Source organism: Thalassorhabdus alkalitolerans, assembly GCF_042656525.1.
Taxonomy (GTDB): Bacteria; Bacillota; Bacilli; order Bacillales; family Marinococcaceae; genus Thalassorhabdus; species Thalassorhabdus alkalitolerans.
Genome location: NZ_JBHSOZ010000005.1, coordinates 420664 through 438473, shown reverse-complemented (window position 1 = coordinate 438473; position 17810 = coordinate 420664). Strand labels below are relative to the sequence as shown.

Genomic DNA, 17810 nt, shown 5'->3' with positions numbered 1-17810 from the left:
GTAGCGGCTTTATTGGATCTGACTCATAATACTGCGCCAGACAGCCAGGTGAGTTCCTTCCGAGCTTAAGGGCTGGATAGAACCAGGTTGATCTTTGCCTATCCACACACCAGTTGTATAGGCTTCATTATAACCAACGAACCAAAGGTCATGGTAACTATTGGTGGTCCCTGTTTTTCCGCCAGCCAAATGAGACCCATAGGATGCGTTTCTTCCTGTTCCTTCTTTTATCACGTTTTGGAGAAGGACTCTCATCTTTTCATTTGTCTCTGTGCTCCACATTTTCGTTTCTTTGTGAGACCACTCAAGGAGTATATTCCCGTCATAATCAGTGACTTTGTGAATTCCTCGCGGGGGAGTGTATATGCCATTATTAGAAAAAGTAGTATACGCTCTAGTCAGCTCTAAAGGGGTAACACCTTGATTTAAACCTCCTAACACAGAGGGATAGGAATAATCATCCTCTGTGACTTTAGAGAAAGAAAAAGGTTCTAGGTAGGAAAAGGCAGTTTCAAGGCCAGTTCTTTCTGCCAATCTTAAAGCTGCTGTATTAATGGAGTGGGTAAACGCATGGTTCAAAGAGACATGTCCATATGACGCACCGCCAAAGTTGCGGGGACAGTAGCCCTGGGCACAAAACCGGCCGCCGTTGACTAAACTATTAATGGATGCCCCGTGCTCTTCGATATAAGGAGCAAAAGAGAGAAGAGGCTTGATTGCTGAGCCTGGCTGGCGGTATGCCTGGAAGCCTCTGTGGAAATCATATTTCTTATAGTTCTTTCCACCGGAAACTGCTACAATGTTGTGATTTTGATGATCAACCACCACAGCCGTTCCTTCGGCTTCACGTGCACCCAAATGACTTGATAAGGCGTGGTTAACCTGATCTTGTATAGAGGGTTGAAGATTGGTTTCAATTTTCAGTCCTGAACGCAGCCACTCCATTGTACGTCCTTGAAGTTCTCTTTCTATTTCAATTCTTTCTTCTCCTTCTGCATTGGTAAGTCTTTTGGTAAATCCTTCGTTTTCTGCAATCAGCTCTTTAAGCTCATATTCTATGTAGGTGACGTATGAAGGGTATTGATCCACTCGGTCCTTCACCTGAAGAACAACCTCAGCTGCTATTGCGCTGTCTTTCTTTTCTTCACTGATACTTTCGTATTCTGTCATTTTTTCAAGGACCCATTCCTGGCGCTGTTTCGTATTTTCAAAGTTAGTTAAAGGATTATAGAATGTAGGATTGGCCGGAATACCGGTGAGAAAAGCTATCTCGTTTACAGCAAGCTCCTGGCTCGGTTTATCAAAGTAAAATTCACTGGCAGTTTCAATGCCGTACACTCCATTGCCAAAATAAATTGTATTTAAGTAGAGTTCCAGTATGTCTTCCTTGCTGTATTCCTGTTCCATTTGATAAGCGTATAACACTTCTTTGAGCTTTCTATTATAGGATTGTGAGTGATCCAAGAATAAATTTCGGGCGAGCTGCTGTGTGATTGTGCTGGCCCCTTGTTCAATGGATTGAGATTGAACGTTAGTTACAAAAGCTCTGACCACAGAGGACATATCCAGGCCTTGGTGGTCGTAGAAGTGGCGGTCTTCTGTTGCCAGAAAAGCGTGTTTAAACATAATCGGTATCTCATCATGAGGAAGATATTTTCTTTTCTCTTCCCCGGCAATCTCTGAAATAAGATCGCCATTTGTATCATACATATAGCTAATATTCATTAACTCCACATCAGTGACATCAATTTCCTCTGCTAAAACTGCTGGAAATGGACGAATACTTTTTGCTTCATCCATCACGTGCAAAAATACAACAATAAATATTGCAACAAAAAGAAAAATGACTGTATAGCCGGTTGCAACTCTCATGCTCGCGTTCCTTCTTTCTACCTGTGTCTGAATGCAGAAACTGGTTAATGAACCTTTATTTTACCATGAATCACCAGACTGGATTCTATTTTCTTTATCCAGTATGGCTGGCTGCTCAGGAGGTCCAAGCTGTAAAGAAATACGGCAACGATATTGCCAGTAGTGCTGGAAACCATTGAATATCAGGAGTCGGACCCTAAATTTATTAAAGGAATAAACAGAGACAGGTTATCTTTTTCATAAGACCGCATAAAAATGAGTAACAGAACAACATAGGCGGAGGTCAAACGTTCCGGCCTGCGCCCCCCTTTGCAGCCAGCAAAATTTTAGAAGTTTAAGAAAGGGAGGCTTTTATCAGGTGGACATTTTAAATAAAATTCGTAACTCCAGGGAAGAAGAAGAGAAGCTTAAGTGGAGAGGTACATTTGCGGAGTATTTAGATATTTTAAAAGAGAACCCCCACGTTGCCCAAACTGCTCATTCACGGGTGTATAATATGATAAAAGACGCTGGGATAGAGGAAATAGATGGTAAAAAACATTATAACTTTTTTAAAGGAGAAATCTTCGGGGTTGAAGATTCCCTTGAGAAACTGGTAGAAGAATATTTTCATTCAGCTGCTAGAAGGCTTGACGTAAGAAAGAGAATACTTCTTCTTATGGGGCCGGTCAGCGGGGGGAAATCCACGCTGGTAACAATGCTGAAAAGAGGATTGGAAAAGTATTCTCATACGGATCCAGGAGCGGTCTATGCAATTTCCGGGTGTCCGATGCACGAGGATCCCCTTCATTTGATTCCTCACCATTTACGTGAAGATTTTTTTAAAGAGTATGGAATCAGAATAGAAGGCAATTTGTCCCCTCTCAATTTAATGAGGCTTGAGAAAGAATACGGGGGCCATATTGAAGATGTAATAGTCGAAAGAATCTTTTTATCAGAAGATAAAAGGGTGGGAATAGGAACGTTCAGTCCGTCTGATCCCAAGTCCCAGGATATTGCAGATTTAACTGGAAGCATAGACTTTTCCACGATCGCAGAATATGGTTCAGAATCCGATCCCCGTGCCTACCGATTTGACGGAGAACTTAATAAAGCAAACAGAGGTATGATGGAGTTTCAGGAAATGCTGAAGTGTGATGAGAAATTTTTGTGGCATTTGCTTTCTTTAACGCAGGAAGGGAATTTCAAGGCGGGAAGATTTGCGTTAATAAGCGCAGATGAGCTGATTGTTGCCCATACGAACGAAGCAGAGTATAAGTCCTTTATAGCCAATAAAAAGAATGAAGCACTTCACTCCCGTATTATTGTAATGAATATTCCTTATAACTTAAAGGTGACTGAAGAAGAGAGAATTTATAAGAAAATGATTGAAGAAAGCGACTTGTCTCACGTTCATATTGCTCCTCATGCTTTGCGGACTGCAGCCATATTTACTATCCTGACAAGGCTGAAAGACCCGAAAAAGCAAGGTGTGGACTTAGTTAAGAAAATGCGTTTATACGATGGAGAGGATGTTGAAGGCTTTAACGAACAGGACATCGAGGAGTTAAGAAAAGAGCATCAAGACGAAGGAATGAATGGAATCGACCCACGTTATGTGATTAACCGGATTTCTTCTGCGTTGATCAGAAAGGAGATCTCATCGATCAATGCCCTGGATGTTCTTCGTTCCTTAAAGGATGGGTTAAGCCAGCATGCTTCTATATCTCAGGAAGATAAAGAAAGATATATGGACTTCATATCTATTGCAAGAAAGCAATACGACGAAATTGCGAAAAAAGAAGTTCAGAAAGCATTTGTCTATTCCTATGAAGAGTCAGCGAAGACGCTTATGGATAACTACCTTGATAACGTAGAAGCCTACTGCAATAAGAATAAACTTCGGGATCCACTTACCGGTGAAGAAATGAATCCAGATGAGAAGCTGATGCGTTCCATTGAAGAGCAGATTGGGATTTCAGAAAATGCGAAAAGAGCGTTCAGGGAAGAAATCCTTATTCGGATATCAGCCTATGCCCGCAAAGGAAAGAAATTTGACTATAATTCTCACGAACGTTTGCGCGAAGCAATTCAAAAGAAACTATTTGCTGACTTAAAAGATGTTGTGAAAATTACTACCTCCACAAAAACGCCGGATGAGTCACAGTTGAAAAAGATTAATAGTGTCATAGAACGGTTAATTGATGAGCATGGATATAATTCTGTCTCTGCAAACGAACTGCTTAGATATGTGGGTAGTTTATTGAATCGTTAAATGTTAACAAAGCCTCTTGTACCCTGTGAAGGTACAAGAGGCTTTTAGGTATTCCTGTTTTTTACCTTTCTAAATACTGGAGATAGGGAACCAGGAAAAAACGGCGCATGGAGTCTGCAAAAGGGTTGTTATACTGCAATGGAAAAAAGTAGTGGTCTTCGTTTATGGTTTCTGTACTGGAGGGAAAGGTTTTGTGTATAATAAATTCTCTTCCCTCTTCCCCTACAGTAAGGGGGATAATTTCAAATTCTTCCTCAAATATCGGCTTTGTAACTTCTGCTTCTTCCCCGTCATTAGCAAAGGAGATAAGGAGGTCGGTGTCACTGTCCTCATTGGATGCTTCTTCCTGCTGTCCTTGTGAGGTTTGTGGCCCAAGGATCGTTCCATCTTGAAAATTCAAGTCTATGTCACTTTTCAGAAGGCCCGCATAAAATGTCTGCTTAAAACCATGCTCCATTTCAACCCCATTTTGATTTGTGATAGAAGGGGCAACGTATAAGTTGTAGAGCTTATTTGGTTCGTAGCCTCCTTCAGGGGGAAGAATTTTCACCTCTCTGTTGTTTGCTAAAAGAATAACTGTATCTACTGGATTATTGTCATCGTCAACTATGTAAACAGTTTCATTATTAATAGCAGAAGAAACAACTGGTGAACTAAAATCAATGTTCCAGATTTTGTTTTCTTTAATTTCTACCGGCGGTCTGTGTTCTTTAAAAACATATGAATCCATAACTTCAAATAATTGTACATCTTCAATCTCTTCATCCGTTACTGGCAGCTCCATCGCTGCCTGAGGATATGTAGTTACCTGTAAAGGATTCGTCGCGGGATCAGCAAAGTGAAGAGAATAATACAAATGTAACGTTTCATCATTTATTTCATAATTTTCAATAGTAATCTGATAGCCCAGGGCTGGTTTTGGCTGCCATGTTAAAGTTACATTATTTCCCTTAAGTTCATACTGAACAAAAGCAGGTTCTGCGTCGGCAGATGTCTCACTTTTGGCTGCAGTAGAAGAAGAGCACAAATGAAACACAGAAAGAGTAAATAAAAAGACTATAAATAAGTGCTTCATACTCCTCACACTCCTCGCTTAATATCCCTTTGTAAAATGAATTCTGGATCTAGTAAAATAAGAAAAGTTAATAATGCTTTGGGATAAAAATACTTATCAACTATTATATGCTAGTCAAAATATGTGAAAATGTCAAAGGTAGAACCTCTAATATTTACCCGTTTACATAGTTTGTAAACCACATTCTACGAAAACCATTTATTTCCTTCTTTTTTCTTGACCGATCTATAAAAAGGTTTAAAGGAGGAGCACACTGATGATTTTCTCTTTCTGCCTTCAAAACGAAATAAGATTTTTACTGAAGAAAAAAGGGTACATTCTTATAAGTTTTACGTAAAGAATACATAAGTTTACCCCTGTGAAATTTTAATTGTTTATCAAAACATTGAGTGGTAAAGTTAAGGGAAGAAATGGAGGAGTCGTTATGAGCAGTGTAGCAAGAGAGGTATTAGACTGGGTCAAAACGTTCGCTATTGTTATACTCATCGTGTTAATTGTAAGAACCTTTTTCTTCGCCAACTACATGGTCCATGGAGAGTCAATGATGCCGACCATACAAAGTGGAGAGAGGTTAATCATAAATAAAATAGGTTACGAATTTTCTGAGCCAACTCGCTTTGATTTGGTGGTTTTTCATGCTACAGAAGATAGCGATTATATTAAACGAGTGATTGGTCTTCCAGGAGATGAACTAAGAGTGGAAGATGATATTCTTTATATCAATGGTGAGGCTTATGATGAAGAATACTTAGACGATTGGCGTGCCGGGTTTGAAGGGGAGACATACACTCCGGACTTCACGCTTGAAGAGCTGACTGGCCAAATAGAGGTTCCGGAAAACCATATCTTTGTTCTTGGAGATAACAGAAGAAACAGCCTGGACAGCAGGCAATTAGGATTTATCCCTTTTGAGGATGTAGTCGGCAAGGCAAATGTACGTTACTGGCCGGTAAGTGAATTTTCTTTTGTACGATAAAAAAACAGTTTTAAAATGGAAAAAAATAAAAGGTCAGTAAAGGATGGTCCTCACCAACGGTGGGGGCTATTTTTTTTCAGCTTTTCCTTGATACCGGGCTGTTTTACCAATGAAGCTTATCTTAGCTGTCAGAAACACCCTTATGCTCTGGACAGGTCTTCTTTACAGCGAGACTAAAGGATAAAAGCTTCACATCCAATTGAAAAAGGAAGCTTGTCTTGAGGAAATTATCTGAAATTTTAGCAACTCTCTTGTCTCTCTGCATAGGATAAAGTAAACCCTTTAAATGACATAATCGCTTTAGTGTATGAATCAAACTCATTTGTTGTGACCAGTTCAAATGAAAAAGTAAGGAGGGCGTAAGATGGGAAAAGAAAAAAGGCATAATTTTGTTGTATCTCAAGAAAATTGGTCCCTCCATCGCAAAGGCCATCAAGACCAAAGGCGGCACCAGGAAAAAGTACAAGAGGCCATTAAGAAAAATCTTCCAGACCTTGTCAGTGAAGAAAATATCATTATGTCCAATGGGAGGGAAGTGGTCAGGATACCGATCCGCTCCCTTGATGAATACAAGATCCGTTATAACTATGATAAAAACAAACATGTTGGCCAGGGCGATGGAGATAGTGAAGTAGGGGATGTTGTGGCGCGTGAACCAGGAAGCGGCCAGAAAGCTCCCGGCAAGGGAGAACAGGCCGGTGACCAGGCTGGGGAAGATTACTATGAAGCAGAGGTTTCCATTGTGGAACTGGAAAACCTGCTTTTCAGTGAAATGGAATTACCGAACCTTCAAGAAAAAGAAGAGGATAATATCGTTATTGAAGACATTGAATTTAATGATATTAGGAAACAAGGGCTCATGGGGAATATTGATAAAAGAAGGACTATTTTATCTGCAATTAAACGAAACGCTATGGATGGGAAACCCGGCATCAACCCGATTCATAACGATGATCTTCGTTTTAAGACGTGGAATGAGAAAATTCGGCCTGAATCCAAGGCAGTGGTCATAGCGATGATGGATACTTCAGGTTCGATGGGAAGATGGGAAAAGTTTATGGCACGAAGTTTCTTTTTCTGGATGGCAAGGTTTTTACGAACTAAGTATGAAACTGTGGAAATTGAATTTATTGCCCATCATACAGAAGCAAAAATAGTGACCGAAGATGATTTCTTTTCAAAAGGGGAGAGTGGAGGAACTATTTGTTCTTCAGCTTACAGAAAAGCCTTGGAAGTAATCGACCAGAAATACAATCCGGAGCGCTACAATATCTATCCTTTTCACTTCTCCGATGGAGACAACTTAACCTCCGACAATGCCCGATGCCTTAATCACATCCAGGAACTCATGGAGCTATCGAGTATGGTAGGATACGCAGAAGTTAACCAGTACCACCGTCACTCTACATTGATGAGTTCATACAAGAACATTGAAGATGAACGTTTCAGGTATTTTATTTTGAAGCAAAAAGGAGATATATTCGAGGCTTTAAAATGGTTCTTTAGAAAAGAAGAAAATGAGCTGTATGCTTAAAGAAGGGGGGCTGTTCACCTTGAGCAGCCCTTCTTTTTCATGGAAACAAACTGGAGAAATTCTTGAATTATTTTTCATTCAATGAACAGGCTGGTGAGTAAGAATGATACAAATTTTTTAAAGAAATGTCAGTAAAACGTTTACATGAAAGAAAAAAAGAGATATAATTGCATACGTATTCAAAAAACTGACTTTTTTGAAGAATCGACAACATTGAAGGTGCAATGTTACTGCTTAAATACTTATAACTAATGTAAATGAAAAGTAATCGAATAATCAGGGAGTCATTTTTTTGTACACTTTTGAATGCGTATTCAAAAGTGTTGAGGATGCAGTAGCATGAAAGAGACGTGACCAACTCTCAAATTGCAAAAAAGTCGGGCAGTAATAATAAACTATATAAATTGAGGAGTGACACTTACATGGCAACGTTTATTAAAAAGGGAAAAAGCGAACAAGAAATCCAGGAAGTAGATACAAAAGTCCAGGAAGCAGTCAGCGGCATTATTAAAAATATAGAAGAAAACGGTGACTCTGCTGTCCGCGAACTATCTGAAAAATTTGATAAGTGGTCTCCAGAGAGTTTTCGTCTATCAGAGGAAGATATCCAAAAAGTAATTGAATCAGTCCCTGAACAAGTTAAAGAGGATATTAAATTTGCCCAGGAACAGATTAAAAATTTTGCAGAACACCAGAAGGATTCTATTAAAGATATTGAAGTAGAAACAAGACCGGGAGTATTTTTGGGTCATAAAAATATACCTGTTAACAGCGTAGGGTGCTATATTCCAGGCGGACGTTACCCTATGGTTGCTTCTTCTCACATGAGTATTTTGACAGCCAAGGTTGCGGGAGTAAAAAGAGTGATTGCCTGCACTCCTCCAGCACAGGGAGAAATTCCAGTATCCACCGTGTATGCTATGCACATGGCTGGTGCTGATGAAATTTATATTCTGGGCGGCGTACAAGCGATGACAGCGATGTCAGTGGGAACGGAAACAATCGACCCTGTAGACATGATTGTAGGACCAGGGAATGCGTTTGTTGCAGAAGCAAAGCGCCAGCTTTATGGCCGTGTTGGAATTGATTTATTTGCAGGCCCTACTGAAACGTTGGTAATAGCTGATGAAACATCTGATGCTGAAATCGTAGCAACAGATTTACTGGGACAAGCTGAACATGGTCCGACATCTCCTAGTGCTTTGATCACTACGTCAAGAAAACTTGCAGAAGAGCTTGAGGACGAAATTCAGCGACAGCTTAAAGTACTTCCAACAGCGGATGTGGCAGAAGTGGCATGGAGAGATAATGGTACCATCATTCTAGTTGACAGTCTTGAAGAGGCTGTAGTGGAAGCCGATAAACTTGCCTATGAGCATGTAGAGGTACTGACAGAGGATCCAAATTACTTCCTGGAAAATTTAACTAACTTTGGCGGGCTGTTCCTTGGACCAGAAACAAATGTGGCTTACGGGGATAAAGTAATCGGTACAAACCATACACTTCCAACCAAAAAGGCTGCCAGATATACTGGCGGATTATGGGTAGGGAAGTTCCTTAAAAACTGCACGTATCAGCGTGTGACTCCAGAAGCCACTGTGGAAATCGGCGAATACGCAGAGCGTCTTTGTGAATTAGAAGGATTTATGGGCCATAAAGAGCAGGCTTCCTTGCGTGTCAGAAGATATGGAAAAAAGCAATAATGAAAAAGGATCAGTAAATTTGGTATAATTCTCTCTGTCGACGGTAGTCAGGAGGAGAGAAAAGTGAGTAATGGAAGTAATAAAAAAGTAACTGCTACAGATGTTGCTCGTCTTGCTGGCGTCTCTCAATCTAGTGTTTCCAGAGCTTTTAGCAAGAGTTCGAGCGTATCAAAAACGAAAAAAGCACGAATATTAGAAGCTGCGGAGAAACTTGGGTATCAGCCTAATGCCTTTGCAAGAGGACTTACTACGAATAAATCAAGAATTATTGGAATTGTTATGAGGAATGTTGGGAACCCCTTCTATCCGGAAGTACTTGAAAAGTTCTATAATAAGCTTTCGGAGAGAGGGTACCAGCTTCTCTTCATTAACTCAGAGAACAATGAAATTAAAGAAGACGAAATCAGCCAGCTTATTGAATACAGCGTCGAAGGGGTAATTATTACAGATGCCCTTCTCGCTTCTTCAGCGGTCCAAAGGTTTTTAAGAAACGGGATATCCGTTGTGTTATTTAATCGTTATATCTACTTTTCTGGCTGCAGCGCAGTATATTGTGATAATTATTCAGCTGCCAAGAAAATAGGCTCATATTTACTTGAAAAGGGCCACCAAAAGCCTGCTTTTATTTCAGGGCCTACGAATACATCTACAACTATAGACCGGGAGAAAGGTTTTAAGGAAGCCCTTTTTGAGGGGGGAATTGTAACTTTTCCTTCTGAAGATGGAAAGTATTCCTATGAAGGCGGTTTTGACGCAGCAATCAGGTTGTTGAAAGACAATCCAGCTGTTGATTCAATTTTTTGTGCCAATGATGTATCAGCTTTTGGAGCCATGGATGCGATTAAAAAAATGGGATACAGGGTCCCAGAGGATATATCCATAATTGGTTTTGATAACGTAAAAACGTCCGGATGGGCTTCTTATGAATTAACAACTTGGCTTCAGCCAGTTGATGAAATGGTTGAACATTCTATCAAGCTGTTACTTGAAGAGGAAAATAAAAGCAGTGATCAGCCTATCATGAAAGGACTGCAAGGAAGCCTTGTAGAAAGAAATTCAGTAAGAGACAGAAATAACGGATGAAAAAGCAGCATCAATTATGATGCTGTTTTTTTGCTGAAATGAATATGCTGTTCAACAAAAGGAGGGGCAACGTTAAACGTGTCAGTTGTCCACATAGAACCAAAACGAGTGTGAGGAGTACAAATTTGTATAGTAAATTGAACTCTTTCAATTGTAAGAGTATTCCACCTTCACCGTGCACAAACGCTCTTTCTTGACTCAAAAAACAGGATGAGGTATCGTTACTAACGACCGTTAGTTTCCCGTGCTGAACATTAAGGGGAAAGGAGAGAGAAAAGCAATGAGAATAGATGAAATTAAAGAGGCTGCAAGGGCCTTGTTTGCTGAACACGGGTACAATGGAACAAGTTTGGCAGACATTGCTGACCAAGTCGGTATTAAAAAGCCATCCCTGTATAATCACTTTTCAAGCAAAAAAGAATTGTTCTTAGTAATTGTAGAAGATGTTTTCACGTCTTACATTACCTATGTCCATGACTCTCTCTCTGCTCTTGGGGAAAGCAACGTAGAAGACAAATTAAAGCAAGTGTTATATTCCACATGCCAATTTTTAAGCAGTCATGATGTAGGTGTTCTTTATATGCGCGTATTAATGTTTCCTCCAAAGGAATTGGAGAACGAAATTAAAACACGCTTTTTAAGATGTGAGGGAGTAACAGACGACTTATTTAATAACCTTATAATTGAAGGTATTTCCAATAAAGAAATAAGAGAAGGTCCTGTAGATACGTATTTAAAAGCGTACTATTGCTTAGTGGATGGTGTAGCAACAGAAATGTTTATATATGAGACTTCCAAAGTGAAAGAAAAAGTGGAGGCTTCCTGGGAAATTTTTTGGCAAGGAATCACAGCATGAGAGCAGGTGGGATAAATGTTAGAAGTGATAGGCTGGTACTTTAGTATATTCATAATGGCTGCTACTCCTTGGCTTGAAATGCTTGTGGTTATCCCTATAGGAATAGGAGCAGGGTTGAATCCTGTCGCTGTAGGATTTATTGCGTTTCTGGGAAATGCCATTCCTGTGTTTCTTCTTCTGTATAAGTTTCATTGGCTTACAAACAACCGATGGTATCTTGCGTGGAAGAAGAAGAGGGAACTGAACAAACAAAGAAAGAACGAACAAATAAATGAGGAAAAGCTTCAAAAGAAGCAAGCCAGAAAAGAAAGAATGCAAAGGATATTCGAAAAGTATGGGCTGGCTGGGCTCGCCATTACAGGCCCGGCGATTACGGGGATCCATCTTGCGACTTTGTTTGCGATGGCTTTCAAAGCAAACAAAACGAAAATAGCTCTGTGGATGAATGCAAGTTTGGCATTATGGGCTGCTGGAATGACCGTTGCATCTTTTTATGGAATTGAATGGATGATGTCATGGTTCGGATAATCCATCCGAACTTTTTTATTTACTGAGTTAGACGAGAAGACTTCCAGCTTCGGATTTTTCCTTCCTGTAGAGGTTCTGACAGTTATCTTTCTATGTAAATAAAAGAATTAAAAGACTCCTTAGTGGATGGCCCATTAAGGAGTCTGGTTTGGTTTAATAAGTGGTGGCTGGTCGGGATGACAGGATTTGAACCTGCGACTCCAGACACCCCATGCCTGTGCTCTACCAAGCTGAGCTACATCCCGCCTTACATTTATATTGTAATATGGAAACGAAGCATTGACAACGCCTCCACCAAAAAAGTATGCATGATCAGCTACATTCGCAAAGCGAACACAGCTTTTTCTTTTTTCTTTGCTTCAAGCATTAGATCGATATTTGTATCGGGCAAAAGGTCTATAAAAGAATGAAAATCTTCATCGCTTATATAATCGGCATGAGAGGTATCAACTTGATGAGCTTTACCAGAACTAATATGCATTTTAGGACGGATGCTCTTATCCTTCCAAGTTAAAAATACGTCTTCAATGTAGCTCCTCGTCTCATTTTCCCCAGGTGGATTGCAACGGTGATGGTGAATATCAAAGCAAGCAGGTACCTTAAGATGGTTGGAGACTTCTAGTACATCTTCAATGTGGTATGTTTTATCGTCATTTTCGAGACGAAGGCTTTCTTTAACAAAAGGGGTTACTTTATCAAAGTTGGTGATAAATCTTTCTTTGGCAGATTCTTTATCTCCATATCCGCCCCCAATATGAAGAATCATATCCGTTCCTCCGCAAAGAGAGAGTAAGTGCCCGTGATACTCAAGGTCCGAGACAGCATTTTCCACAATATTGTCTTTGGGTGAATTTAACACAGTATATTGTCCTGGATGCACACTTAAACGCATATTGTGCTTTTGCTGAAGTTTTTTTATAGAGGAGGCAGCGGCTAAGATATCATCATCTTTCCACCATTCCCATTCCAAAAGGGGATGACTTCCAAACGGGACAATATCACTGCTGATACGAAAGAAAGTAATATTTTCTGTAATATTCCATTCCAATACTCGTTGGAGTTCTTTGAAATTGTGAAGTGCCAGCTCTTTTACCTTTTCTTCTCCTTCTGTTTTCATGGTTTGCAGCCGGCACGTTCTAAACCGGCTTGGCAGAGTCAAGTTTTGGCAAGGGTATCCAAGCCTCATAGCTGTGCCTCCTCCTCTCTTATGTAGACAGTAGACAATTATCCCCAATGTTTCGTCATAAATTCATCTCTTCCTGATTTTGCACGGTCTTCTTTATACTCTTTAGGATTTTTCTTGTGGAACTTCTGATGATAGTCCTCTGCAGGATAAAAAGGTGTTGCAGGGAGTATAGGGGTTACTACAGGCTTGGAAAAACGACCGCTTGTTTCAATTTCCTTTCTTGACAGTTCGGCTAGTTCTTTTTGCTTTTCATTATGGTAAAAGACTGCAGGCCTGTACTGAGGGCCACGGTCATGAAATTGCCCTTCATTGTCTGTCGGGTCAACCTGGGGCCAGTAAATATCCAATAGTTTTTCATAAGGGAAAATAGTTGGGTCGTAAGTGATCTGAACAGCTTCATAATGGCCGGTGGTTCCGGTTTTAACCTGTTCGTATGTTGGATTTTCTTTATGTCCTCCGGTATAGCCGGAAACGACTTCAATTATGCCGTCCATTTCTTCAAATGGCTTAACCATGCACCAAAAGCATCCTCCGGCAAAGGTGGCTTTTTCTATTGTGGAATTTACAGCTTGATCCCCCACAAGTCTCACGTCCTTTCAACAATCAGTAGAATAACATTATAACAGGTGCATGAAAAACGAGGAAAGGAAGAGTGTTGAGAAGATTGGAAAGGAAGCAATTCAGTATATAGAGTGGAGGGGGGAGGAGGGGCAGATTTTGTCGAATTAAGTCAGTTGACCGGAAAGTTATCGATTTTGACCCAATTAGTGAGAGAATTGACCCAAATAGCAACAAAATTGACCCAAATAACTACAGAACGACCCAATTCCTAACTGAATTGACCCGAAAAGCTGCCATATGGACCAGAAAAGTACACTAAATAAACGAATGATTAACAATAGGGGGCACTACAATGCTAAGTTTATCAATAAAGGGCTGCCCCTTTAACAAGCCTGACGTAGACTTTGGGAACAGCCCTTCCAGATTTTATCCGTTTACTACCATACCGCCGTTTAAGTGGAGAACCTGTCCTGACATGAATGAGGAATCTTCACTTGCCAGGTACACGTAAGCAGGAGCGAGCTCTGCTGGCTGACCTGGACGGTCCATTTCCGTATTGCCGCCAAATTTGTCCACATGATCCTCATCAAAGGTAGCAGGGATTAGTGGTGTCCAAACAGGTCCAGGGGCTACACCGTTCACTCTGATCCCTTTTTTGGCTAATGAAACAGCCATTGAACGAGTAAATGAGGTAACGGCCCCCTTTGTTGCAGAGTAGTCGATTAACCCCGGGTTGCCTCGATAAGCTACCACGGAAGTCGTATTGATGATTGAACTTCCTTCTTTTAAGTGAGGAAGAGCTGCTTTTGTTAAATAAAACATGGAGAATATATTCGTTTGAAAGGTCTGCTCCATGTCATCAAGGTCGATTTCCTCTAAGCCGTCTTTAGGATGCTGTTCTGCCGCATTATTTACCAGGATATCCAGCTTTCCGAACTCATTGATCGTGTCATCAATCAGTCTTTGACAATGGGAGCGGTCCCCCACATGACCTGGGATGAGAACAGCTTTTTGACCAATTTCTTCTACACGGTTTTTGGTTTCTTCAGCGTCCTTGTGCTCATCTAAATAAGAAATCACCATGTCAGCACCTTCCTTGGCAAAAGCAATGGCTGTTGCCCGGCCAATGCCGCTGTCTCCGCCTGTAATTAAAGCAACCTTGCCTTTCAGCTTGCCGGCTGGTTTGTAATCTTTTTCTTCCGGATAAGGCTGAGGTTCCATTTCAGATTCAATACCTGGCTGACGATCCTGATGCTGAGGGGGTTGAATATCAGGTTGTTCTTCATAAGCGTGGTCAGGCTGATTTGGTTTTTTTGACAAGAAACACACCTCCAAGAATAATTCGTATGAGACTAGTTTTTTTCTACCCGCAAAGGATAGTTTTAAACATATACTTTGAAGACAGAAAAACGGTAGGAGGCACTTCCTTTATCTACAGGCAGGCTAATATGCGTAAAGAATTGAGGAAGAGAATGTGTTCAGATGAAATAAACCTTAGCCTTCGAGAGAAAAAATATGGAAAAGATTGCTTTTTTACTTTAATGTTGTAAAAGGTTGAATTAAAAAGTTTGAAAAGTTAAAATAAAGACCTGTGAAATAATACATAAAGGGTGAGAGAGATGAATAGTTTGGAAAGGACGAGTAATTTTTTCAGCAAATATTTTGCAGTGTTTGTTATTCTCATTGCACTTATTGCTTTTGCTGTGCCAGAAGGCTTTGTCTGGATTGCTCCATATATTACAATTCTTCTTGGAATTATAATGTTTGGCATGGGCTTGACGATGAGGTTGTCAGATTTTGCGGTAGTAGCTAAAAAACCTCTGCCGGTATTTATTGGAATAGTTGCACAATTTGTTATTATGCCGCTGGTTGCTTTCGGGTTAGCCATAGCTTTGCAGCTTCCTCCTGAACTTGCAGCGGGGCTTGTTTTAGTAGGAGCGTGTCCTGGCGGCACGGCATCCAACGTAATGGTTTATCTGGCAAAAGGTGATGTGCCAGTGTCGGTTGCCATGACTTCCGTTTCTACAATGCTGGCTCCTTTTTTGACGCCGTTCATTTTATTGGTTCTTGCAGGGGAATGGCTTCCTGTTGATGCAGGTGCAATGTTTATGTCAATTATCCAGGTTATTATCATACCTATTGCATTAGGTATCCTTGTTAGGCGTTTTATGCCTGAAACAGTAGAAAAGGGAACAGCCGCCCTTCCCATTGTTTCCATCGTTGCGATTCTGGCTATCGTTGCAGCTGTCATTGGAGCAAACACAGAGAACTTGATAACTTCCGGCCTTGCTATATTTGCAGCTGTCATCCTGCATAATGGTTTTGGTTATTTGCTTGGATATGCAACAGCGAAAGTCTGCGGTCTGGATGAGACAAAAAGAAGAGCGATTTCAATTGAAGTGGGCATGCAGAATTCAGGCCTTGGAGCTACACTCGCTACCGTGCATTTTACACCGCTTGCTGCTTTGCCAAGTGCCATCTTTTCCGTTTGGCATAATATTTCCGGACCGGCTCTCGTATCCTTTTGGTCAGGATCCAAGAAAAAGACCAGTAAGGACAGTGAGGGGATGGATATAAAATCCTAAAAGGAAGAACGCAGGGATCCTGCGTTCTTTTTATATAGAGCAAATAATCATGAAGGCAAGGCCCTTTTTTAGAGAGTACTATTTTTCTTTTCGACAAAAAATGAGAATAATAGGTATTTAAAAGAGGAGATACATAAAAAACATTGAAATAGTAGAGAAAGTCTAGTTATTTGATTTACATAAAATAGATACGTAGGAGACGGCCCCATGAATGGTATCGAAATCTCAGCCTTAGGCACGTTACTGGGCCTTGGGCTGACTATTTTTTTCATTATAAAGAAAGTAAGTCCCGCTTATGCGATGATGATAGGAGCTTTATTTGCAGGCATAGCAGGAGGAATAACAATTGAAGACACTGTACTGGTAATGATAGACGGTGCAGGTGGGATGACTGGTGTAGTGTTAAGAGTACTGGCAGCCGGAGTGTTGGCAGGGGTGCTGATAGAATCGGGAGCTGCCCGGACAATAGCTGAGCAAATTTTTAACCGATTAGGGGTATCCAAAGCCTTGCTCGCTATTGCTGGGGCCATGATGGTTCTGACAGGTGTTGGTGTGTTTATAGGGGTTGCTGTCTTAACTGTGGCTCCGATAGCATTATCCATTGCCCACAAAGCCAACCTTTCGAAAATGGCTGTACTTCTTGCTATCACATGCGGAGGAAAGGCCGGAAACATTATATCTCCCAACCCTAACACGATTGCAGTAGCTGATGCATTTCAGCTTCTTCTGACGACAGTGATGTTTGCCGGGATTGTGCCCGCTTTAGGGGGGATATGGATAACCTATATCATCGCCAGGCATCTTCAGCATAAAGGGGAGAAGGTAGACAAGAAGGAGACAGAAAAAGTGAATACCTCTGAACTCCCTTCACTGACGGCTTCTTTGTCAGGGCCTGCAGCAGCTATTGGTCTTCTTCTCCTTCAGCCCTTATTCGGTATTGCGATAGACCCTTTGTTTGCTTTACCGGCAGGGGGAGCAATTGGAGCATTTATGATGAAAAAGGGAAAAGACCTGAATCATTTTGCACATGAGGGACTTAAAAGAATGAGCGGGGTTGCTATCCTTTTGATTGGCACAGGGACGCTGGCAGGTATTATCGCTCACTCTGAACTGATAGAGATAATTATTACCGGAATTGATCAATTAGGGATGCCTGCTTATATGCTTGCTCCCGTAGCGGGGATGAGCATGTCTGTCGCAACAGGCTCTACTTCGGCAGCGGCAGCTGTAGCCGGAAATGTGTTTGCTCCATCAATACTGGAGCTGGGAGTGCATCCTTTGGCAGGGGCAGCTATGCTTCATGCCGGAGCCGGGATGTTTGATAATATGCCACAAGGCACGCTTTTTCATATTTCCAGAGCTGCAGTGGATATGTCATTAAAAGAAAGGTTTCAGCTGCTTCCGTATGAATTTTTAGTCGGGGGAGTGATTACGTTGATATCAACATTATTGTTTGGGGTGATGGGTCACGTCTTTTTAACGTAATGTAATAGGTATAGAATGACAGATGAGTTTTGTTCTTTTCTCTTTATTTAAGGGGCGTCTCTACAATCCTATTTACTAGTGAGTCGATATTTTGTAAATCAGTCTATGTATG

General features: G+C 40.9%; 14 protein-coding genes and 1 tRNA gene. 9 read left to right on the top strand and 6 right to left on the bottom strand.

Annotation, left to right across the window (positions count from 1 at the left end):
* Window positions 1-9 precede the first annotated feature (9 nt).
* Complete coding sequence (locus ACFPU1_RS13045) at window positions 10-1872, bottom strand: transglycosylase domain-containing protein (protein ID WP_385941889.1); 1863 nt, start codon at window positions 1870-1872, stop codon at window positions 10-12.
* A 358-nt stretch (window positions 1873-2230) separates the two neighbouring features.
* Here ACFPU1_RS13045 and ACFPU1_RS13040 point away from each other — a divergent pair, with 358 nt between their 5' ends.
* Window positions 2231-4126: a PrkA family serine protein kinase gene (locus ACFPU1_RS13040; RefSeq protein ID WP_054636678.1), complete on the top strand. Its 1896-nt coding sequence runs from the start codon at window positions 2231-2233 to the stop codon at window positions 4124-4126.
* Between the two features lie 61 nt (window positions 4127-4187).
* Here the strand turns inward: ACFPU1_RS13040 and ACFPU1_RS13035 are convergent, their stop codons facing one another.
* Window positions 4188-5201 (bottom strand): hypothetical protein, encoded by a 1014-nt coding sequence (locus ACFPU1_RS13035; RefSeq protein ID WP_385941885.1) that lies wholly within the window; start codon window positions 5199-5201, stop codon window positions 4188-4190.
* 424 nt (window positions 5202-5625) lie between these two features.
* Between ACFPU1_RS13035 and lepB the strand changes: the two genes are divergently transcribed.
* The 6 genes from lepB to ACFPU1_RS13005 all read left to right on the top strand — a co-directional run bounded on the left by lepB (window position 5626) and on the right by ACFPU1_RS13005 (window position 11881).
* Complete coding sequence (gene lepB / locus ACFPU1_RS13030; RefSeq protein WP_054636680.1) at window positions 5626-6177, top strand: signal peptidase I; 552 nt, start codon at window positions 5626-5628, stop codon at window positions 6175-6177.
* Window positions 6178-6541: 364 nt separating this feature from the next.
* Window positions 6542-7711 (top strand): sporulation protein YhbH, encoded by a 1170-nt coding sequence (gene yhbH / locus ACFPU1_RS13025; protein WP_385941883.1) that lies wholly within the window; start codon window positions 6542-6544, stop codon window positions 7709-7711.
* A 422-nt stretch (window positions 7712-8133) separates the two neighbouring features.
* Window positions 8134-9414: a histidinol dehydrogenase gene (gene hisD / locus ACFPU1_RS13020; protein ID WP_385941880.1), complete on the top strand. Its 1281-nt coding sequence runs from the start codon at window positions 8134-8136 to the stop codon at window positions 9412-9414.
* Window positions 9415-9477: 63 nt separating this feature from the next.
* A complete protein-coding gene (locus ACFPU1_RS13015; protein WP_385941878.1) occupies window positions 9478-10497 on the top strand; it encodes a LacI family DNA-binding transcriptional regulator in 1020 nt (339 codons plus the stop codon).
* Between the two features lie 280 nt (window positions 10498-10777).
* Complete coding sequence (locus ACFPU1_RS13010) at window positions 10778-11353, top strand: TetR/AcrR family transcriptional regulator (RefSeq protein ID WP_157049883.1); 576 nt, start codon at window positions 10778-10780, stop codon at window positions 11351-11353.
* Between the two features lie 15 nt (window positions 11354-11368).
* Entirely contained in the window at window positions 11369-11881 is a 513-nt protein-coding gene (locus ACFPU1_RS13005; protein WP_054636684.1) for a small multi-drug export protein, read from the top strand.
* Between the two features lie 168 nt (window positions 11882-12049).
* Here the strand turns inward: ACFPU1_RS13005 and ACFPU1_RS13000 are convergent.
* The 4 genes from ACFPU1_RS13000 to ACFPU1_RS12985 all read right to left on the bottom strand — a co-directional run bounded on the left by ACFPU1_RS13000 (window position 12050) and on the right by ACFPU1_RS12985 (window position 14948).
* A tRNA-Pro gene (locus ACFPU1_RS13000) sits at window positions 12050-12126 on the bottom strand.
* 71 nt (window positions 12127-12197) lie between these two features.
* Window positions 12198-13067, bottom strand: coding sequence for a UV DNA damage repair endonuclease UvsE (gene uvsE / locus ACFPU1_RS12995; RefSeq protein ID WP_385941873.1), 870 nt, complete (start codon window positions 13065-13067; stop codon window positions 12198-12200).
* A 38-nt stretch (window positions 13068-13105) separates the two neighbouring features.
* Window positions 13106-13621: a peptide-methionine (S)-S-oxide reductase MsrA gene (gene msrA, locus ACFPU1_RS12990; protein WP_385941969.1), complete on the bottom strand. Its 516-nt coding sequence runs from the start codon at window positions 13619-13621 to the stop codon at window positions 13106-13108.
* 433 nt (window positions 13622-14054) lie between these two features.
* Entirely contained in the window at window positions 14055-14948 is an 894-nt protein-coding gene (locus ACFPU1_RS12985) for an SDR family oxidoreductase (RefSeq protein WP_385941870.1), read from the bottom strand.
* Window positions 14949-15247: 299 nt separating this feature from the next.
* Between ACFPU1_RS12985 and ACFPU1_RS12980 the strand changes: the two genes are divergently transcribed.
* The gene (locus tag ACFPU1_RS12980) at window positions 15248-16213 is read left to right on the top strand and encodes a bile acid:sodium symporter family protein (protein ID WP_385941867.1); all 966 of its coding nucleotides are present in this window, start codon (window positions 15248-15250) and stop codon (window positions 16211-16213) included.
* A 207-nt stretch (window positions 16214-16420) separates the two neighbouring features.
* Window positions 16421-17698, top strand: a complete 1278-nt coding sequence (locus ACFPU1_RS12975) for a GntP family permease (protein WP_385941864.1) — start codon at window positions 16421-16423, stop codon at window positions 17696-17698.
* The last annotated feature ends 112 nt before the right edge of the window (window positions 17699-17810 follow it).